Annotated in this window: 14 protein-coding genes; 10 read left to right on the forward strand and 4 right to left on the reverse strand. The window is 66.7% G+C overall.

Annotation, left to right across the window (positions count from 1 at the left end):
- Positions 1–2 precede the first annotated feature (2 nt).
- Together AC6CHP_RS12815 and AC6CHP_RS12820 are read left to right on the forward strand one after the other, a co-directional pair.
- Complete coding sequence (locus AC6CHP_RS12815; protein ID WP_498230285.1) at positions 3–1592, forward strand: ABC transporter permease; 1590 nt, start codon at positions 3–5, stop codon at positions 1590–1592.
- The gene (locus tag AC6CHP_RS12820) at positions 1589–2746 is read left to right on the forward strand and encodes an ABC transporter ATP-binding protein (RefSeq protein WP_498230287.1); all 1158 of its coding nucleotides are present in this window, start codon (positions 1589–1591) and stop codon (positions 2744–2746) included. The genes AC6CHP_RS12815 and AC6CHP_RS12820 overlap by 4 nt, the downstream gene beginning before the upstream one ends.
- Before the next feature lie 86 nt (positions 2747–2832).
- On the opposite strand, the gene AC6CHP_RS12825 is transcribed toward AC6CHP_RS12820, so the two are convergent.
- Positions 2833–4788 (reverse strand): glycoside hydrolase family 32 protein, encoded by a 1956-nt coding sequence (locus tag AC6CHP_RS12825; RefSeq protein WP_498230289.1) that lies wholly within the window; start codon positions 4786–4788, stop codon positions 2833–2835.
- 140 nt (positions 4789–4928) lie between these two features.
- Positions 4929–5531 (reverse strand): YdeI/OmpD-associated family protein, encoded by a 603-nt coding sequence (locus tag AC6CHP_RS12830; RefSeq protein WP_427116248.1) that lies wholly within the window; start codon positions 5529–5531, stop codon positions 4929–4931.
- 112 nt (positions 5532–5643) lie between these two features.
- Between AC6CHP_RS12830 and AC6CHP_RS12835 the strand changes: the two genes are divergently transcribed.
- The 5 genes from AC6CHP_RS12835 to tgt all read left to right on the forward strand — a co-directional run bounded on the left by AC6CHP_RS12835 (position 5644) and on the right by tgt (position 10364).
- Complete coding sequence (locus AC6CHP_RS12835; RefSeq protein ID WP_498230291.1) at positions 5644–6375, forward strand: VOC family protein; 732 nt, start codon at positions 5644–5646, stop codon at positions 6373–6375.
- 94 nt (positions 6376–6469) lie between these two features.
- The gene (locus AC6CHP_RS12840) at positions 6470–7009 is read left to right on the forward strand and encodes an NUDIX hydrolase family protein (protein WP_066273708.1); all 540 of its coding nucleotides are present in this window, start codon (positions 6470–6472) and stop codon (positions 7007–7009) included.
- Between the two features lie 88 nt (positions 7010–7097).
- Positions 7098–8129, forward strand: a complete 1032-nt coding sequence (locus tag AC6CHP_RS12845) for a DUF6707 family protein (RefSeq protein ID WP_377193441.1) — start codon at positions 7098–7100, stop codon at positions 8127–8129.
- Positions 8130–8213: 84 nt separating this feature from the next.
- Entirely contained in the window at positions 8214–8942 is a 729-nt protein-coding gene (locus AC6CHP_RS12850; protein ID WP_498230294.1) for an SRPBCC family protein, read from the forward strand.
- A gap of 123 nt (positions 8943–9065) precedes the next feature.
- Positions 9066–10364 carry a tRNA guanosine(34) transglycosylase Tgt gene (gene tgt / locus AC6CHP_RS12855; protein ID WP_498230458.1) on the forward strand — a complete coding sequence of 433 codons (1299 nt, stop codon included), beginning with the start codon at positions 9066–9068 and terminating at the stop codon, positions 10362–10364.
- A gap of 136 nt (positions 10365–10500) precedes the next feature.
- Here the strand turns inward: tgt and AC6CHP_RS12860 are convergent, their stop codons facing one another.
- Positions 10501–11244 (reverse strand): queuosine precursor transporter, encoded by a 744-nt coding sequence (locus AC6CHP_RS12860; RefSeq protein ID WP_498230296.1) that lies wholly within the window; start codon positions 11242–11244, stop codon positions 10501–10503.
- 184 nt (positions 11245–11428) lie between these two features.
- Between AC6CHP_RS12860 and AC6CHP_RS12865 the strand changes: the two genes are divergently transcribed.
- The 3 genes from AC6CHP_RS12865 (at position 11429) to AC6CHP_RS12875 (ending at position 14020) form a co-directional block, all read left to right on the forward strand.
- A complete protein-coding gene (locus AC6CHP_RS12865; protein ID WP_498230298.1) occupies positions 11429–12085 on the forward strand; it encodes a TetR/AcrR family transcriptional regulator in 657 nt (218 codons plus the stop codon).
- 27 nt (positions 12086–12112) lie between these two features.
- Positions 12113–13027, forward strand: a complete 915-nt coding sequence (locus AC6CHP_RS12870; RefSeq protein WP_498230300.1) for a TIGR01777 family oxidoreductase — start codon at positions 12113–12115, stop codon at positions 13025–13027.
- A gap of 120 nt (positions 13028–13147) precedes the next feature.
- Positions 13148–14020 carry a hydroxymethylpyrimidine/phosphomethylpyrimidine kinase gene (locus tag AC6CHP_RS12875; protein ID WP_498230302.1) on the forward strand — a complete coding sequence of 291 codons (873 nt, stop codon included), beginning with the start codon at positions 13148–13150 and terminating at the stop codon, positions 14018–14020.
- A 151-nt stretch (positions 14021–14171) separates the two neighbouring features.
- Here AC6CHP_RS12875 and AC6CHP_RS12880 read toward each other — a convergent pair whose 3' ends face one another.
- Positions 14172–15431 carry a serpin family protein gene (locus AC6CHP_RS12880; RefSeq protein WP_498230460.1) on the reverse strand — a complete coding sequence of 420 codons (1260 nt, stop codon included), beginning with the start codon at positions 15429–15431 and terminating at the stop codon, positions 14172–14174.
- Between the last annotated feature and the right edge of the window lie 426 nt (positions 15432–15857).

Raw genomic sequence — 15857 nt, forward strand, 5'->3', positions numbered from 1 at the left:
TCGTGACTCCTGATCTATCGGCTCCCCCACGGGGGAGCACGACGACGGCGGGCCGGGGCAACAGCCCCCGCCCGCCTTTCGGCGTTTCTGCGGTGTCCGCCCTGGCGGTGCTGATTGCCCTGTTTTCGGTCGTCCCGCTGGGCTACGTGGTCTACATGACCGTGGCAACGGGCTGGGACACCGCCGTCGAACTCATCTTCCGGCCGCGCGTGGCCGAACTGCTGCTGAACACCGTCCTGCTGATGGTCTTCACCGTCCCGCTGTGCCTGGTCCTGGGGGTCGCAGGCGCCTGGCTCGTGGAACGCACAACGCTGCGGGGCGCGCGGGCGTGGGCCGTGCTGCTGGCTGCGCCGCTGGCCATCCCGGCGTTCGTCAACAGTTACGCCTGGGTTTCCGCCATTCCTTCCCTGGGCGGCCTGGGCTCCGGCGTCCTGATTGCGACCCTGTCCTACTTCCCGCTGGTCTACATTCCCGCCGCCGCCGCCCTCAGCCGGCTGGACCCGGCCATTGAGCAGTCCGCGGCCGCGCTGGGCCTCGGAGCCTGGCGCACCTTCTTCCGGGTGGTCCTCCCCCAGCTCCGCATAGCCATGACCGGCGGCGCGCTCCTGGTTGCCCTGCACCTGCTGGCCGAGTACGGGGCATTCGCCATGATCCGCTTCGATACGTTCACCACGGCGATCATGGTCCAGTACCAGTCGACCTTCAACGGGGCGGCAGGGAACATGCTGGCCAGCGTGCTGGTGTTTTTCTGCCTCCTCCTGCTGCTGGCCGAGGTCCGGAGCCGAGGTACTGCACGGTATGCACGCATCGGCCCCGGAGCGCAGGCCAAGGCGCTGCGCCTGCCGCTGCACGTGTACCAGCTTCCGGCCCAGGCGTTCCTGCTGGCGCTCACGGCACTGGCTTTCGGCCTGCCCCTGTTCTTTGTGCTCCGCTGGGTGGCTTCCGGCGGAACGGCAGCCTGGGCCGCGGACGAGTTCCTTCCAGCGCTGCTCACAACGCTCGGCTACGGCCTGGCGGGCGCCCTTGCCACCACCGTGGTGGCGTTCCCCATGGCCTATCTTGCTGTCCGCCATCCCGGCTGGTTCAGCAAGTCGCTGGAGCTCTCCAACTACATCACCAGCTCACTGCCCGGAATCGTGGTGGGCCTGGCTTTCGTCACGGTGAGCATCCGGGTGGTCCCCGGGATCTACCAGACCGCAGGGGTGCTGGTGGCGGCGTACGTGCTGCTGTTCCTGCCCCGCGCCCTGGTCAACCTCCGGGCCGGCCTGGCACAGGCGCCCAAGGAACTGGACGAGGCGGCGCAGGCACTTGGCAAGCCGCCGCTGGTGTCCTTCATCAGGGTCACCCTGCGGCTTACGGCGCCGGCGGCCGCAGGCGGTGCGGCGCTGGTGTTCCTGGCCATCGCCAATGAACTCACCGCCACCCTGCTGCTGTCCCCCAACGGAACGCGCACTCTGGCCACCGAATTCTGGAGCAAGAGCAGCGAAATCGACTACGCCGGTGCCGCCCCGTATGCGCTGCTGATGATCCTGCTCTCCGCGCCTATGACGTACCTCCTCTTCCAGCAGTCCAAGAAAGTAGCCGGACAGTGACAGAACAAGCCCCTTCCAGGTTGCCGGAGCCGCGGGTGGCACCGTCCGTGGCACCCACCACGAACAGCCACCTGGAGATCACCGACGTCACCAAGAACTTCGGCAACCAGGCCGTCCTGAAGGGCGTCAACCTTTCCGTGGCCAGAGGCGGAACCACAGCCATTGTGGGACCCTCCGGATCGGGCAAGACCACCCTGCTGCGGCTGATTGCCGGGTTTGAGCACCCGGACACGGGCAGCATCGCGCTGAACGGCGCCAAGGTGGCGGGCGACAGCGTGTGGGTGCCGGCCCACAAACGGCACATTGGGTACGTGGCGCAGGACGGCGCCCTGTTCCCTCACCTGAGCGTGGGGAAGAACATCGCGTTCGGGCTGGACCAGGACCGCCTGCCGGGCGGCCGGCGGGCAGTGGCCGAACGGATCAGTGAGTTGCTGGAGATGGTGTCCCTTGACCCGGCCATGGCCAAGCGCCGCCCGCACCAGCTGTCCGGCGGCCAGCAGCAGCGGGTTGCCCTGGCGCGGGCCCTGGCGCGCGAGCCGGAACTGATGCTCCTGGATGAGCCTTTCTCAGCACTCGATGCCGGACTCAGGGTGGCCACCCGCCGTGCCGTAGCCAAGGTCCTGAACGAGGCGGGGGTCACCACAATCCTGGTCACCCACGACCAGGCCGAGGCATTGTCCTTCGCGGACCAGGTGGCCGTGATGCGCGGCGGCAAGCTCGCCCAGATCGGGAACCCGTTCGTGGTGTACACCCGCCCCGCAGACCGTGCCACGGCGGAGTTCCTCGGAGACGCCGTCATCCTCGATGCCTGGCTTGAGGGCTCGCTGGCCACCTGTTCCCTGGGTGCCATCCCCGTCCGCAGGCCGCCGGCGCAGGGCCGCGTGCAGCTGATGCTGAGGCCGGAGCAGATCCGGATCGCCGAGGACGCAGCCATCCGCGGGGTGGTGGTGGACACGGACTACTTTGGTCCGGAAACCACTGTCCGGCTGAAGCTCTCGGTCCCGCCGCAGCTGGCCTCCAGTCCGGACCACCGCTACCCCGGCGGCGGCGAGATCATCACCATCCGGCACTGGAACGCGTCCATCGCCCGCCCGGGCATGGAGCTGTGCCTGCGTGTGGTGGGTGAAGGCGTGGCATTCCCGCTCGATTCCTGAACAGGCTCGATCCCTGAACACGCTCAAATCCTGAACAGCGGGCCTGCGCACAGGCGCAGGCCCACGTTCGCCACGGGACGGCCGGCTCAGCGGATGGCGGCAAGCGGCGTGACGGCGCCGCCCCTGATGCCCACGGCACCACCCGAAGCCGCAAGCCGGACGTCCCTGGCCCCCGCCGGCGGGAAAACCAGCGACGTCAGCGTCTCGCGGCCGCCATCCACGAACACTTCCACGGAGGACCGGTCAATGTAGACGGTCAGCTGAACCGTGTCCGCGTCGGTGTTGGCACTGGCCGAGCTCACCGTCCGGTAGCCCTCCGCCGGGCCGCCGGCAGCCTGCGCCACCGAATCCCCGTCCCGGACCACAAAGGCCTGCCCTGTTCCAAAGTCGTAGCCCACCGTGGCGTAGGCCTTGCCGCCGCTTTGCAGGAGGACGCGCGCTTCACCACTGCCGGATGCAGGCTTTTCCAGTTCCAGGTCCACCTTGAACGCACCGCTGTCGGGAGCCGGCAACGGCTCCCCCGTGCCTTCCTGGACAGTGGCGGCGGGGATCCGTTCCGGGCTTCCCTCCAAGGACTCCAGCGCCGGGGTGGGCGCCGAGGCCAAAACCGGACGCCCGCCGTCGGACACCAGCCGGATGTCACGCACCACGGAGGCCGCCCCGAACCACTCCCCGGTGGGCAATTCCCGGGCGTACGCCCAGTTGTTCATCCAGCCGATGGCGTGCCGCGAAGCCTTCCGCTGGCCGTCCGTCAGGCGCGGATCATCCCAGGTGACGGCGGCGTAGAAGTCCGTCCCGCCGTCGAGCCACTGGTGGTCTCCGTCCGGCGTGAAGCCCTTTCCGTCAAAGCTGCCGGTCCAGTACGCCAGCCCGGTAGTGCGGCCCTCGTCCGCGCCATTGGCACTGGCGGCCAGCACCCACGTCCGTTTGGACGGATCGCCGTCGACGTCGAGCTGGAAGAAGTCCGGGCACTCAAGGATGCCAAGTCCGTCGCGCTCAAAAGCCGAAACATAGGTCCAGGCTTTGAGGTCCGGGGACGTGTAGAAGCCGATTTTGTGGCCTTCGGCCAGCAGCATCAGCCACTGGTTGCTGGCGTCATCACGGACAATGCGGGGATCCCGCCAGTGTTCTTCGCCCGGGTTGTCCATCACCGGATTATCCGCATAGTTCCGGAAGCTGTAGCCGTTGTCCGTGGAGTAGAACAGCGACTGCCGCTGGACGCCTTCATGCTGCTGGGTGAGGACCGCGATCACGGCTCCCTTGCCGAATCCTGCGGTGCCCTCCGTATCCACCACTGCTGTGCCGGTCTCGATATCGCCGAGCCCGTTGCGGAACTTCTCAATAGCCACGCCCTCGTTTTTCCAGTTGACCAGGTCGGTGCTGGTGGCGTGGAACCACTCGGTGCCGTTGCCCTCCGGGTAATCAGCGTTGTACAGGTAGTAATAGTGCCACTGGCCGTCCAGGAAGAAAGGCTTCTGGGGATCGTTCATCCAGCGCTGGTCCGGGGTGAGGTGGTAGGCGGGGCGGTACTCCCCCGCGGGCGGCTCGAAGCGGGCCGCAGCCGGCTCGGGCCACGTCCGGTCCACGCCGAGGTCAGCCAGCAGGGCATCGCGTGCCTCGGCGCTGATGCAGTCAGGAAGGCGCGCCGCAGCAGCATCCTCAACCATGTCCGGGGCCGCGCTGCTTCGCAGGAAAACCTTGCCGTCCACGCGCGTTCCGGCCAGCCAGCCCGCACCGCATTCAATGCTCCGCACATCCTCCGCACCCTCAGCGTCGAGTGCACGCCCACGGTCCACAAGCGTGGAGTCGCCGCCCTCCAGCCACAGCGTCGCGTAGCTGCCCGTGGCATCCCTGGCCGTTGCCTGCGCCGACGCAACACCGTCCAAAACACGGCCGGCAACGGCGGCCGGCCCCGTCCGGACGTTTCCGGCAAGCACCAGGGAAACCACCAGGACCAGGGCAGCGGCCACGGCGGCAACCACCCAGATCAGGGGCCGGCGTTTAAGGGCAGGGAGTACAGGTCCGAGGATTTTTCGGGGCATGGTCTTCGATCCGTCGCTGAACGCACAAGTGCCGCTCCCCAGCAGGGGAACGGCACTTGTGCAAGTGAACCGTCAATTTTACAGGCATGTCCGGCAGGAACCCAACCCGGCACGGATTCCCGGATCCATTGCCCGCGCGGTCAGTTCACGCCGCCGGGCCGCTTCTTCTGCGGGTACAGCGATTCTCCGCGCGCCAGCATCTCCACGAATTCGGCGATCCTCTTCTCGCGGGTGGCAGGCCGGACAGCGGAGTTGACCCGGTAAATCATTGCAAACCGGTTTGTCCCCGTGAGGACATCGAACATCGCCTGGGCGGCGGGAACCGCGGCGATGGCCGCCGCCAGGTCAGCTGGAACTTCAGCCACCGCCTGGCCGCCGTACGCATTGTCCCAGCGGCCGTCGGCCTTCGCCGCGTTCACAGCTGCCCAGCCGGCATCGGTCATCCGGCCTGCCGCGTCCAGCCGGGCCACATGGCCGACGTTCCTGGCAGACCACGGGCTCCGGGACCGGCGCGGTGTCATCCGCTGGAGCGACGTCTGCTCATCACGGCGGCGCGCCTGGCCATCGATCCAGCCAAAGCACAGGGCCTCATCCAGCGCCGCTGCGTAATCCAGTTCCGTGACGTTTCCGCCCTTCTTGTGCAGGACCAGCCACACCCCGGGGCTGGTCCTGTGGTTTGCCTCCAGCCAGCTGCGCCACGCCGCCGCGTCCGGCAGCAGCAGCTCCTCAAGTTCAATGGCCATGCCCCTATTCTGCCCCCGCATCACGGCACCACGGCAGCCCCTCTCCACAGGCGCCGGTGCCGTGGCATCATGGGCCTAGAGGTCCCTGGATACCGAGGAAAAGGAAACCAAGATGCTCCGTGTGCGCCCCCTTCACTTCACGTCCAGGCTGGATTCCTGGGGCAGGCTCCTCACCGCCCTGGGCATGGTCCGGACCGAGAACGACGCCGGCTGGCAGGTTTTCGACGCCGGGCTGGGACGCCTGGCCCTCCACGCCGTCCCCGAGGGGGCCGCGGAAGACGGCAGCACCGCGCTGGCAGTGGAGGTGGGAGACCTCGCAGAGTTCGCCCGGCGCACCAACCTGGCTGCTGCGGAAGACGGGACCTCACCCGCAGAGCTGGTCGCCGCGGACCATGGCGACGCCTGCCGGATCACGGCTCCCGACGGTTTCAGCTTCCTTGCGGACGAAGCCGCCCACGGCGCCCAGTGCGCCGACGCCGATCCTGCCCTGGCCGTCGTCGGGGTCTGGTTCACGGAGGACCCCGCGTCTGCCTCCCGCACCCTGCAGCAGGTAGGCGCGCGGCCGCGCCCGGTTCCGGACCAGGACGACACCGCCGACTTCACCGCCAAGAACGGCGGAGTCCTGATGGTCCGTCCGGCCTCGGGAGCACCGCGTTCCGGCTTGGGTTTTGAGTACGACGGCGGGCTGGAGCCTTTGCGGGAACGCCTCGCCTCGGCGGACATCCAGGCCAGCATCACGGAGGAAGCCTTCGGGCGCACCCTCCACGTTGCCAACCCCGATGCCGGGACCGGGGCAGCTGGGCACGTGCCGGCGACGCTCTGGATCTCCCAGCGTCACGCGTGACAGGACCTCCACGGGAAGGCCGGATGAACCGACGCATTCCGCCGGCAGCTGAGTTCCACCCGTCACGCGGCGTCCCATGGGGTAGAACTTAACCATGAACGTGCGCACCCCTGACCCGAATCCCGGCTGGCTCTCCGAAGAAGACCTCTTTGAGGCACGCGGGCGGCTGCCCATGGTCTATGTGGAGGCTGTGCCGGTCAGGTTGGACCCGCTGGGCTTCGTCAATGAGGTGGGAACCCTGCTCCAGGCCGACGAGGACGGGACCATGGTCCGGTCCCTGGTCTCGGGCCGCGTCATCTACCGCGAGACCATCCGCGCTGCCCTGCTGCGGCATATGGAAAAGGACCTGGGACCCCTGGCGTTCCCTCAGCTCCCCATCAGCCCGGTGCCCTTCACCGTGGCGGAATACTTTCCCGCACCGTCCCAGACCGGTTTCACGGACGAGCGGCAACACGCCGTGGCCCTGGCCTACGTCATCCCGGTCACGGGCGAATGCGAGCCCCGCCAGGACGCCCTGGAACTGACCTGGATGACCCCCGAGGAAGTCCTCAGCCCCGGCGTCCAGATGGAGTTCGTGGGCGGCCGCGGCAGCCTCATCCGCCAGGCGCTGGCCTTTGCCGGCGTTGGCTTCTGACACTCACGCCGGAACCTGGGGGTCCCCGATTTTAGGTGCCCGCCTTTGTAGACTGTAGGGCGGACCGCAAGAGAACTTAAGGACTCCCATGACCGAAACACCAGCCGCCAGGCACCATCTTGAACAGCAGGCTGGATCTCTGACCACCGGCACCCACATCGTCCTGCCCGACGGCGGGCGCACGGCGGAAGTCCGCCAGGTCGAGCTGGAGCGGGACGACTTCGGAGCCCCCGCACTGGTGCTCGCCAGCCTTACCGGCGGCGGAACCCTGCGCATCGCGGTGGGCACCACCGTGACGGTGGTGGACGGAAACCCTGACGCCGTCACCCAGCTTCCGCGGGCAGCCCGCCCTGCGCAGGACTCAGGGCAGAAGGCAGGGCAAGACGCAGTGCAGGAGCAGCCCAGGCAGCTCCGCGAAGAGGCGGCGCCCGCGGCGGCGGCTCCCGCCGTCGTCGTGCCTCCCCTTCCTCCGGTCCCGCCGGCCCTCAGCGGACCCAGCGAAGAGGACCTGGCCCTGATTCCAGCGCCGCAGGGTACCCCGGAGTCCGTTGTGGAAGCTGCCGCGGAGGCCCATCCCGACGCGATGGGCGTCCTGTTGCTGTCCGACCGGCTGGCCAAGGGCGTCAACTTCAAGTCCGGCAGCTGCCTGAAGGACCTGAGCGACCTCGCCCATGAGCTGTTCATCACCCTCAAGGACGCCGATGGCTCACTGGCGGTGGCCGACCTCCTCAACGTCCTTCCCTTCGACGGGAATCCCGGCCGGTGGTCATCCGTGGAAGCATCCCTGGCGCTCTCCAGTTACATCTGCCGCCAGAACGGCCAGTCGGAACGGGCCGAGGTGTACGAGAAGCTGATCCGGACCCCGGAAAACCAGGAGACGGACCCGTTCAAGGCCAGGATGGCCGCCAAGGTACGGCAGCGCTCGCTCAATGAGCCCAACCTGTACGACAAGGAAATTTTCCGCTCCATCGACAACTCGAACCATGACGCCGAACGCGAATGGCGGCTGCTGCGGCTCGAGTCCCTGCTGTTCCTGCGGGCCCACGGCGGCTCCGAAACCATCGGGATGGTCGAGCTGGAGCGGCGCATCAGCAATGAGCTTGAGGCCGTCCGCGCCTGACGTCGGACCCCTCCCGCCGGTACGGTGCCTGGTTGGGTAATTTGCCCCTACCCGGCGCCGTGCCGGAGTTGTACATTCGGGGCTATGACGAACAATCTCAGCGTAGTGATCAACGCCGACGCGCCGCAGGTCTGGACCATGCTGCGTGAACCGTCCAAAGTAGCCCAGTGGCATGGCTGGCAGGCAGAGGACCTGGACTCCGAGATCAAGGAGATCTACTTCTCCGGCGATGTTGAGGAGTCACCGGACCACACAAGCCTGACCGTCCATGGCGGGGACGTCTTCGAGCTGAAACCCGTGCCCAACGGAACGCAGGTCAGCGTGACGCGCGGCGCGCTGGACCACGACTCCGAATGGGCTGCCTGGGACGAGGACATCACCCAGGGCTGGCTCACGTTCCTGCAGCAGCTCCGCTTCGCCCTGGAACGCCATCCGCACGGCAAACGCCACACCCTGTTCCTGCACCTCACCGAGGGGCAGGGCTCCGCGATCGAAAAGCTCGGGCTTTCGGATCTCCCGGCGCCGGGAGAAAACTACCAAGTGAAGCTGGGGACCGGCGAGGAGATCAACGGCAAGGTCTGGTACCGGACCAGCCACCAGGTTGGACTCACTGTCCACAACTATGCCGAGCATGGGGAGGGACTCCTGGTGGTGGCCGACCATCCGGCGATCAAGGACGTGCGCGAGGAAGGTGAAGGCTCCCTGGTCATCGTTTCCACCTACGACCTGGGCGCCGCAAGGCTCGAATCGGTGCGCTCCTCCTGGGATGCCTGGCGGGCTGAGAACTACTCCGCGTCCGAACCGGTCAGCTGACCGCCTCGGTTGCCGGGCCGTTGCCGGTGAGGTTGCGGGGACGGGGCAGAATGCTGGCACACTTGTACGGTGCCAGCCAACCCTGCCCCAGCTCCCTTCCCTGCCGCCGCGGCTGAAACGGCCCTGACGGATGCGGCCCCGCGGACTGCAGCCGGCGCCGCGGCGGACCGGCAGTCGGAATTCTCCTTCCGGGTGGGCACCCGGCTCAGCGAGAACTGCCCGCCGACCGCTGCCCAGGTGGCTTCCAACGGCGGCCAGTTCCTGGGACGGACCGGGACCATCTCCACGCCGCACGGTGAGATCCGGACCCCCGCGTTCATCGCCGTCGGAACCAAAGCCACCGTCAAGGCAGTGCTGCCCGAAGCCGTGGCGGACCTGGGCGCGCAGGCTGTGCTGGCCAACGCCTACCACCTGTACCTGCAGCCCGGCGCGGACATCCTGGACGAGGCAGGCGGCCTTGGCGCGTTCATGAACTGGTCCGGGCCCACGTTCACGGACTCGGGCGGATTCCAGGTGATGAGCCTGGGCTCGGGGTTCAAGAAGGTCATCGACATGAAAGCCGTGGATGCCTCCGGGCCGGACGACGCCGTCGCCCCCGGAAAGGAACGCCTGGCCCACATTGACGACGACGGCGTGTGGTTCAAGAGCCACCTCAATGGCGACAGGCACCGGTTCTCCCCCGAGATCTCCATGCAGGTGCAGCACCAGATCGGCGCGGACATCATGTTCGCCTTCGATGAGCTCACCACCCTGCAGAACTCCCGCAGGTACCAGGAGGAATCCCTCGAGCGCACCCGCCTGTGGGCGTTGCGCTGCATCGAGGAACACTTCCGGCTGACCTCGTCCCGGGCGGGCAAGCCGTACCAGGCCCTGTTCGGCGTGATCCAGGGTGCGCAGTACGAGGACCTGCGCCGCAAGGCGTGCCGGGACCTCGGCGCCATGCCGTTCGACGGATTCGGCATCGGCGGGGCACTTGAGAAGGAGAACCTGGGCACCATCGTCAGGTGGTGCAACGAGGAACTGCCCGAGGACAAGCCGCGCCACCTGCTGGGCATCTCGGAACCGGACGACATCTTCACGGCCATCGAGAACGGCGCCGACACCTTCGACTGCGTCTCCCCCACCCGGGTGGCCCGCAACTCCGCCTTCTACACGCCGCAGGGACGTTTCAACCTCTCCGGCGCCAAGTACAAGCGCGATTTCGGCCCGCTCCAGGACGGCTGCGACTGCTACGCCTGCACCAACTACTCGCGGGCCTACATCCACCACCTCTTCAAGGCAAAGGAGATGCTCTCCGCCACGCTGATCTCCATCCACAACGAACGCTTCGTGGTGAAGATGGTGGATGACGCCCGCCTGGCCATCGAGGACGGGACCTTTTTCGATTTCAAGGCGGAGACCTTGGGGCAGTACTACTCCTGACCTGCCCGACCCTCACAGCCGCCGGGCAGCCGTCGCCGGAATCGCCGGAACGGGATGAGCTCGCCGGTGCATTCCGGCGGGCCTGCAGCTTTCCGGCGATCTCGCCGCATCTGGAAGACACGACGACGGGCGGCGGCTACGCTGCGTTCGTCACCGCTGCCGTCGGGGCCCCGTAGCTCGGTTCGCGCTTCTTCACCCAGCGGATCACCAGCGACGTGACGGGGACCAGGATGAACTCCACCAGGGTCTTGTACACAAAGCCCACCACCACGTAGTTCACAAAGGTTGCGGCGTCGGTGATTCCGATGACCGAGGCGGCGATGCTGCAGAAGATCACCGTGTCCACTAACTCGCCGGCCACCGAGGAGCCCATGATGCGGGCCCACAGGGACTTCTCGCCGGAGCGTGCCTTCATCCGCACCATGATCCAGGAGTTGATGGTCTGCCCGGCCAGGAACGCCAGCAGCGACGCCAGCACGATCTGCGGAACGGGACCGAGGGCGCCTTCCAGGGCTGCCTGCTTGGACGTTCCGAACTCGTCGTCGAATCCGGGCAGGGCGATGATTGCCCAGTAGCAGAGCGATGCGAAGACGGACAGCCCGAAGGTGGTGAGGATGGCTTTGCGTGCCACCTTGAAGCCGTAGACCTCGCTGATGACGTCGCCCAGGATGTACGCCAGCGGGAAAAGAAAGAAGCCGCCGTCGGTGATGATCGGCCCGATGGCCACTCCCTTGGACCCCCCGATGTTGGACAGGATCAGCACCACCGCCATGATCGCCAGCATGATGCCGAAGTACGGGGAGCCGATCGAGGCGAACCGTGGACGGTCCGGAACTGGGGTGTCCTGGGGAAGGGCGTGGTGGCCTGAAACAGGGGTCATGGCGGAGGTCCGTTCGTAGTGGTTCGCTCGGTGCCCGGGGAGCGGGAACACCGGCTGTATTAGCACTGTCCCCCAATTCTCCCACTGCGCGGGAGGCTGCCGTGCGGCAGCGTGATGGCCCCAATCTGAACGCGTTCAAATCTGGGGTATTTTTCTTGAACACATTCAAATCCAAGGGAAGCCCATGACCGCAAAGAGCGAGCAGACGCGCCAGCTGGTGGCCGGCGTCGCCCTGCGGATGTTCCGGGAGATCGGCTTCGCCAAAACCACCATGCGCGCCATCGCAGCGGAGGCGGGCGTCTCGGTGGGGAACGCCTATTACTACTTCGCGTCCAAGGACGATCTGGTCCAGGAGCTGTATCTGCAGGTCCAGGCTGAGCACGCGGCCAGGGCCGCCGAAGCGCTCAAGGACGCTGCCGACCTCACCAGCCGGCTTAGGGCCACCCTTCACACGGGCCTGGACGCCATGGCCCCCTACCACCGGTTCGGCGGCGATTTCATAGCCACCGCCATCCGCCCGACGTCCCCGGTCAATCCCTTCGCCGCAGGGTCAACGGCGGCCCGCGAAGCGTCGCTGGACATCTTCCGCACGGCGGTTGAGGCCGCGAAACCGCCGGCACCGAAAAAGCTCAGGTCCGATCTCCCGGAACTGCTGTGGCTTTTCTACATGGCTGTCACCCTCTTCTGGGTCTACGACACCTCCGACGGGCAGCAGCGGACCAGGCGCCTGGTGGACGGCGCCGTCCCGCTGATCACACGGGGACTCTCATTGGCCAGGGTTCCCGGTGTCGGCAGGATCCTGGACGATTTCCTGAGCCTGAGCCGCAGCATCCGCGGCTGAAGACCGAAACAACACAGTGGGGGGACCATGAGCGGCACCAGAACGGTGGTACTGGCCGGAGCTTCCGGATTCATCGGCAAATATTTCCGGGCCCGGTTCGAGAAGGACGGCTGGAGGGTTCGCACCATTGGCCGCAAAGGCGCCAGGGGGTCGCCGTCGGCCACGTGGGATGACGACGACGCCCACCTGGCCCAGGTGCTGGACGGTGCGGAGCTATTAGTGAACCTCGCCGGACGCTCCGTATCCTGCCGCTACAGCGCCAGGAACAAGGCCGCCATACGGGAGTCCCGCGTTTCCACTACAGCGGCACTTGGCCGTGCCATCGCACTGTGCCGGCAGCCGCCGTCGACCTGGCTCAATGCGAGCACCGGCACCATCTACCGGCATGCCATGGATGGCCCGCAAACCGAACGTGACGGCGAACTGGGCACGGGATTTTCGGTGGATGTTGCCCGCGCGTGGGAGTCCGAACTTGCAGCCGCTGTCACCCCGGGGACGCGCAAGGTCCCGTTGCGGATCTCCATCGTCCTGGGCCCGGGAGGAGGAGCACTGCGGCCCTTCGCCATCCTGGCCCGGCTTGGCCTGGGCGGCCGGATGGGGCCCGGTACGCAGAAATTCAGCTGGATCCACGTGGAAGACCTCTACCGGTGCGTGCGCTTCGTACATGCCCGGAAGGACCTCACCGGCCCCGTGAATGTGGCGTCTCCGGATGTGGTGGACAACCGCGAGCTGATGCGCATGGTCCGCCGGGCCTATCGAGCCAGGTTCGGCATCCCCACTCCGGCCTGGCTGCTGCGGCTGGGTGCCATCCTGATCCGGACTGAGACGGAACTGGTCCTGAAGAGCCGCTGGGTCCAGCCGGAGAAACTGCTGGACGCGGGCTTCGTCTACAGCCAGCCCGAACTGGGCCGAGCGCTTCTGCAGATTGCCAGGGGCGCATGAGCCGGCCGCGCCGAGTGGCTTTTGGCCCCGGCGCGGCCTTGGAACCCTGACCAGCAGCACGGCCACATGCTGTACAGGACCACAAAGCGGGCATTCGACGCCGGATGGCAGGATGGTGCCATGACTTCCGCTTCCCTTGATGTCCAGTCCCCCGCTGACACTCCCGCCGTCGTCCTGACCATCGCCGGTTCCGAAGCCACTGGCGGCGCCGGCGCCCAGGCCGACCTGAAGACGTTCCAGGAGCTCGGCGTCTTTGGCATCGCCAACCTGACCTGCATCGTCTCGTTCAACCCGAACGACGACTGGAACCACCGCTTTGTCCCGGTGGACCAGCAGGTCATCGCGGACCAGCTGGAGGCGACCACGGCGGCCTACGGTCCGGCGCCGGATGGGCAGTCCGTGCCCGGCCGGCCGGTGCTGGACACCGTCAAGATCGGGATGCTGGGAAGCCCCGCCACCATCGCCACGGTGGCCGATGCCCTGGGCGGAAACAGGTTCGGGAACGTTGTCCTTGACCCGGTCCTGATCTGCAAGGGCCAGGAGCCGGGGCATGCCCTTGATACGGACCAGGCCCTCAAGGCGCAGATCCTGCCGCTGGCCACCTTTGTCACGCCCAACCACTTCGAGGCCGAGTCGCTGTCCGGCCTGGAAATCACCGACGTCGAGTCCCTCAAGGCCGCCGCCATCCGCATCCACGATCTCAGCGGCGCAGCCGTGCTCGCAAAGGGTGGCGTGCGGCTGGAAGGCCCGGACGCCGTCGACGTCTTCTACGACGGTGAAACCCTGGAAGTCCTGAGCGCTCCCAAGGTGGGCGAGGTGGCCGTTTCCGGTGCCGGCTGCTCGCTGGCTGCCGCAGTGACTGCCGAACTTGCCAAGGGGGCATCACCGCTCGATGCAGCCCGCACCGCCAAGGAGTTTGTCACCGCGGGGATCCGGAACCGCGTGGCCTCCGGCGCCCCGTTTGATGCGCTGTGGCAGGGCGGCGCCCGCTAGCCCGCCGTCCAACCTCGGACGCTCTCTCACTTAAAGCGCGTTTTTCCGGAACCCTCTTGCACTGTGCGCGAGAGGGTTCCGTCTTTTCCTGCATTAGCTGATGGAGCGTCGTCTGGGAGGGACGGCGGCGGGCCTATCCCACGACGTTCATTCACCTGGGATCGGCCACAGTTCCCATGAACAGTGGCAGGCCAGTTTCGCCGTGAACGATCTGGTAGTGGAACGGCCGGTCGAACTCGATGGTCCGCTCGGGCTCCGGTGGAGTGCTGGTGGCCTCTCCGTTGATCTGGGTCACAGCGGCGGCAATGGTGCCCTTTTCGGCCACCGTGATGTTGGCAGCCTGGGCGGCCTGGCTAATCATCATCTGCGGCTGGATATCGTTGAAGTCCTCCGTGGTGCCGAGCATGTTCTCCAGCCCCAGCGCCTCGAAGACCTTGCGGAGATCAAAACTGGACTTGTGGTCCCAGCGGGGCAGCTGGATCTGGACTGACGCGGGCCGGGCGGTATCAAACGTGTCCGCGACTTGCGCAAGTTTCTCCGCGTCGAACGCCACAGGGGCGGCCGTGCCGTCGGGAGCGGATTTCCCTGCGGGCAGGACCAGCCGCATGACGAAACCTTCGGCATAGGGAAGATCCACACCCTGCCAGCCGGTGCCTTCCGCATATTTCATCGTGAGTTCGTTGTGCATGGCTGGCACGTCGATTTCCTCCCCCGAGGCTGTGGTGAAGGGCAGGTCAGAGGTGGCGTTCGGATCGAACGGTGTGCTCCAGGCAGAGGCGAAGTACAACGAGTTGAGCAGGCTGAAAGTGTTGTTGGGGCTGTACTCCGCCGGGGCTTCCTTGATCCTGCCGCCGGTGTTCCTGTTCACCCAGGCATCGATGGCAGGCTTGGTTGCACCCTCATCGCTGAAATCCACGGGATACACGCCGGTTCCATAGTGCCGGGCCAGCGTGTCCAGGAAGGACTGCCGGGTAGGCACGTCCCTATCTACGAACAGCCCGTTGGCCGGGTGCATGACCGGCTTCCGCGGCGGGTTGTCCTCATCCACTGCACCAGGGTCGCCGTCAAACTTTTCGAGCGAGCGGAGGACCGAATTCATGGCCTCATCGCGCTTCTCCGCAGGGAATTGCAGGACGCTGTCCATCTCCTCCGCGGTCTTACCGGTGGCACCTGAACGGAGCATGGCGAGGGCAATCAGGAGGCTCCCGGGCGAGGACACCACATTCCCGTTTGCGCCGTCGCCGCCGTCGGCCAGCAACGCTTCGCCGAGGAAAAGCGCGGAGGCCCGGAAGGAGCGCATTTCGGCAGCGTAGTCTGCCCGGTCCACCGAGACCCGCTCGACGCCTTCGGCCGTGAGGAGTTCCGGGGGCGCCGGCGGCGGGGCTGGCGCCCCACACCCTGCCAGTCCCATCACAGCACCCAACGCAATCATCCGCTGAAAACGAAACACCTCTGTTGCCTCCCGGCATGCCGCGGGCGGGAATCCGCCTCCTCCCAGTGAAACAGCGACGGCGGTGCGGGACGATGCCGGCAGGGTCACGCTTTGCACTCGATTTGGTCTCCCGCCCGCGGGACGCCGCACCGCCGGACGGTCTCTCATTTAACGCAAGAAAACCCGGGACGCCCTATCACAAGGTCGCCCGCAGGGCCCGGCTTCCGGGCTTTCCACATACAGCTTTTATGTTCTGGCGGTGCGGGATGCTGCCTCCCTACGTTTGAGCTAATCAGAAACAGCAAGCGAGATGAGGATCAAGGTGGCAAGAAAGCAGGGAAGGCAGGCGGCACGAACGAATCATGTGCGGAACCAACCAGGTGACCCGTTCAAAGCCTCCGCGCC

The sequence above is a fragment of the Pseudarthrobacter sp. GQ63 genome (assembly GCF_059758765.1).

Excerpts from the sequence above, each read along its gene's own strand:
- AC6CHP_RS12825 (WP_498230289.1), bottom strand. The coding sequence starts at position 4,788 with ATGCCCCGAAAAATCCTCGGACCTGTACTCCCTGCCCTTAAACGCCGG.
- AC6CHP_RS12830 (WP_427116248.1), bottom strand. The coding sequence starts at position 5,531 with ATGGCCATTGAACTTGAGGAGCTGCTGCTGCCGGACGCGGCGGCGTGG.
- AC6CHP_RS12835 (WP_498230291.1), top strand. The coding sequence starts at position 5,644 with ATGCTCCGTGTGCGCCCCCTTCACTTCACGTCCAGGCTGGATTCCTGG.
- AC6CHP_RS12840 (WP_066273708.1), top strand. The coding sequence starts at position 6,470 with ATGAACGTGCGCACCCCTGACCCGAATCCCGGCTGGCTCTCCGAAGAA.
- AC6CHP_RS12845 (WP_377193441.1), top strand. The coding sequence starts at position 7,098 with ATGACCGAAACACCAGCCGCCAGGCACCATCTTGAACAGCAGGCTGGA.
- AC6CHP_RS12850 (WP_498230294.1), top strand. The coding sequence starts at position 8,214 with ATGACGAACAATCTCAGCGTAGTGATCAACGCCGACGCGCCGCAGGTC.
- AC6CHP_RS12860 (WP_498230296.1), bottom strand. The coding sequence starts at position 11,244 with ATGACCCCTGTTTCAGGCCACCACGCCCTTCCCCAGGACACCCCAGTT.
- AC6CHP_RS12865 (WP_498230298.1), top strand. The coding sequence starts at position 11,429 with ATGACCGCAAAGAGCGAGCAGACGCGCCAGCTGGTGGCCGGCGTCGCC.
- AC6CHP_RS12870 (WP_498230300.1), top strand. The coding sequence starts at position 12,113 with ATGAGCGGCACCAGAACGGTGGTACTGGCCGGAGCTTCCGGATTCATC.
- AC6CHP_RS12875 (WP_498230302.1), top strand. The coding sequence starts at position 13,148 with ATGACTTCCGCTTCCCTTGATGTCCAGTCCCCCGCTGACACTCCCGCC.
- AC6CHP_RS12880 (WP_498230460.1), bottom strand. The coding sequence starts at position 15,431 with ATGGGACTGGCAGGGTGTGGGGCGCCAGCCCCGCCGCCGGCGCCCCCG.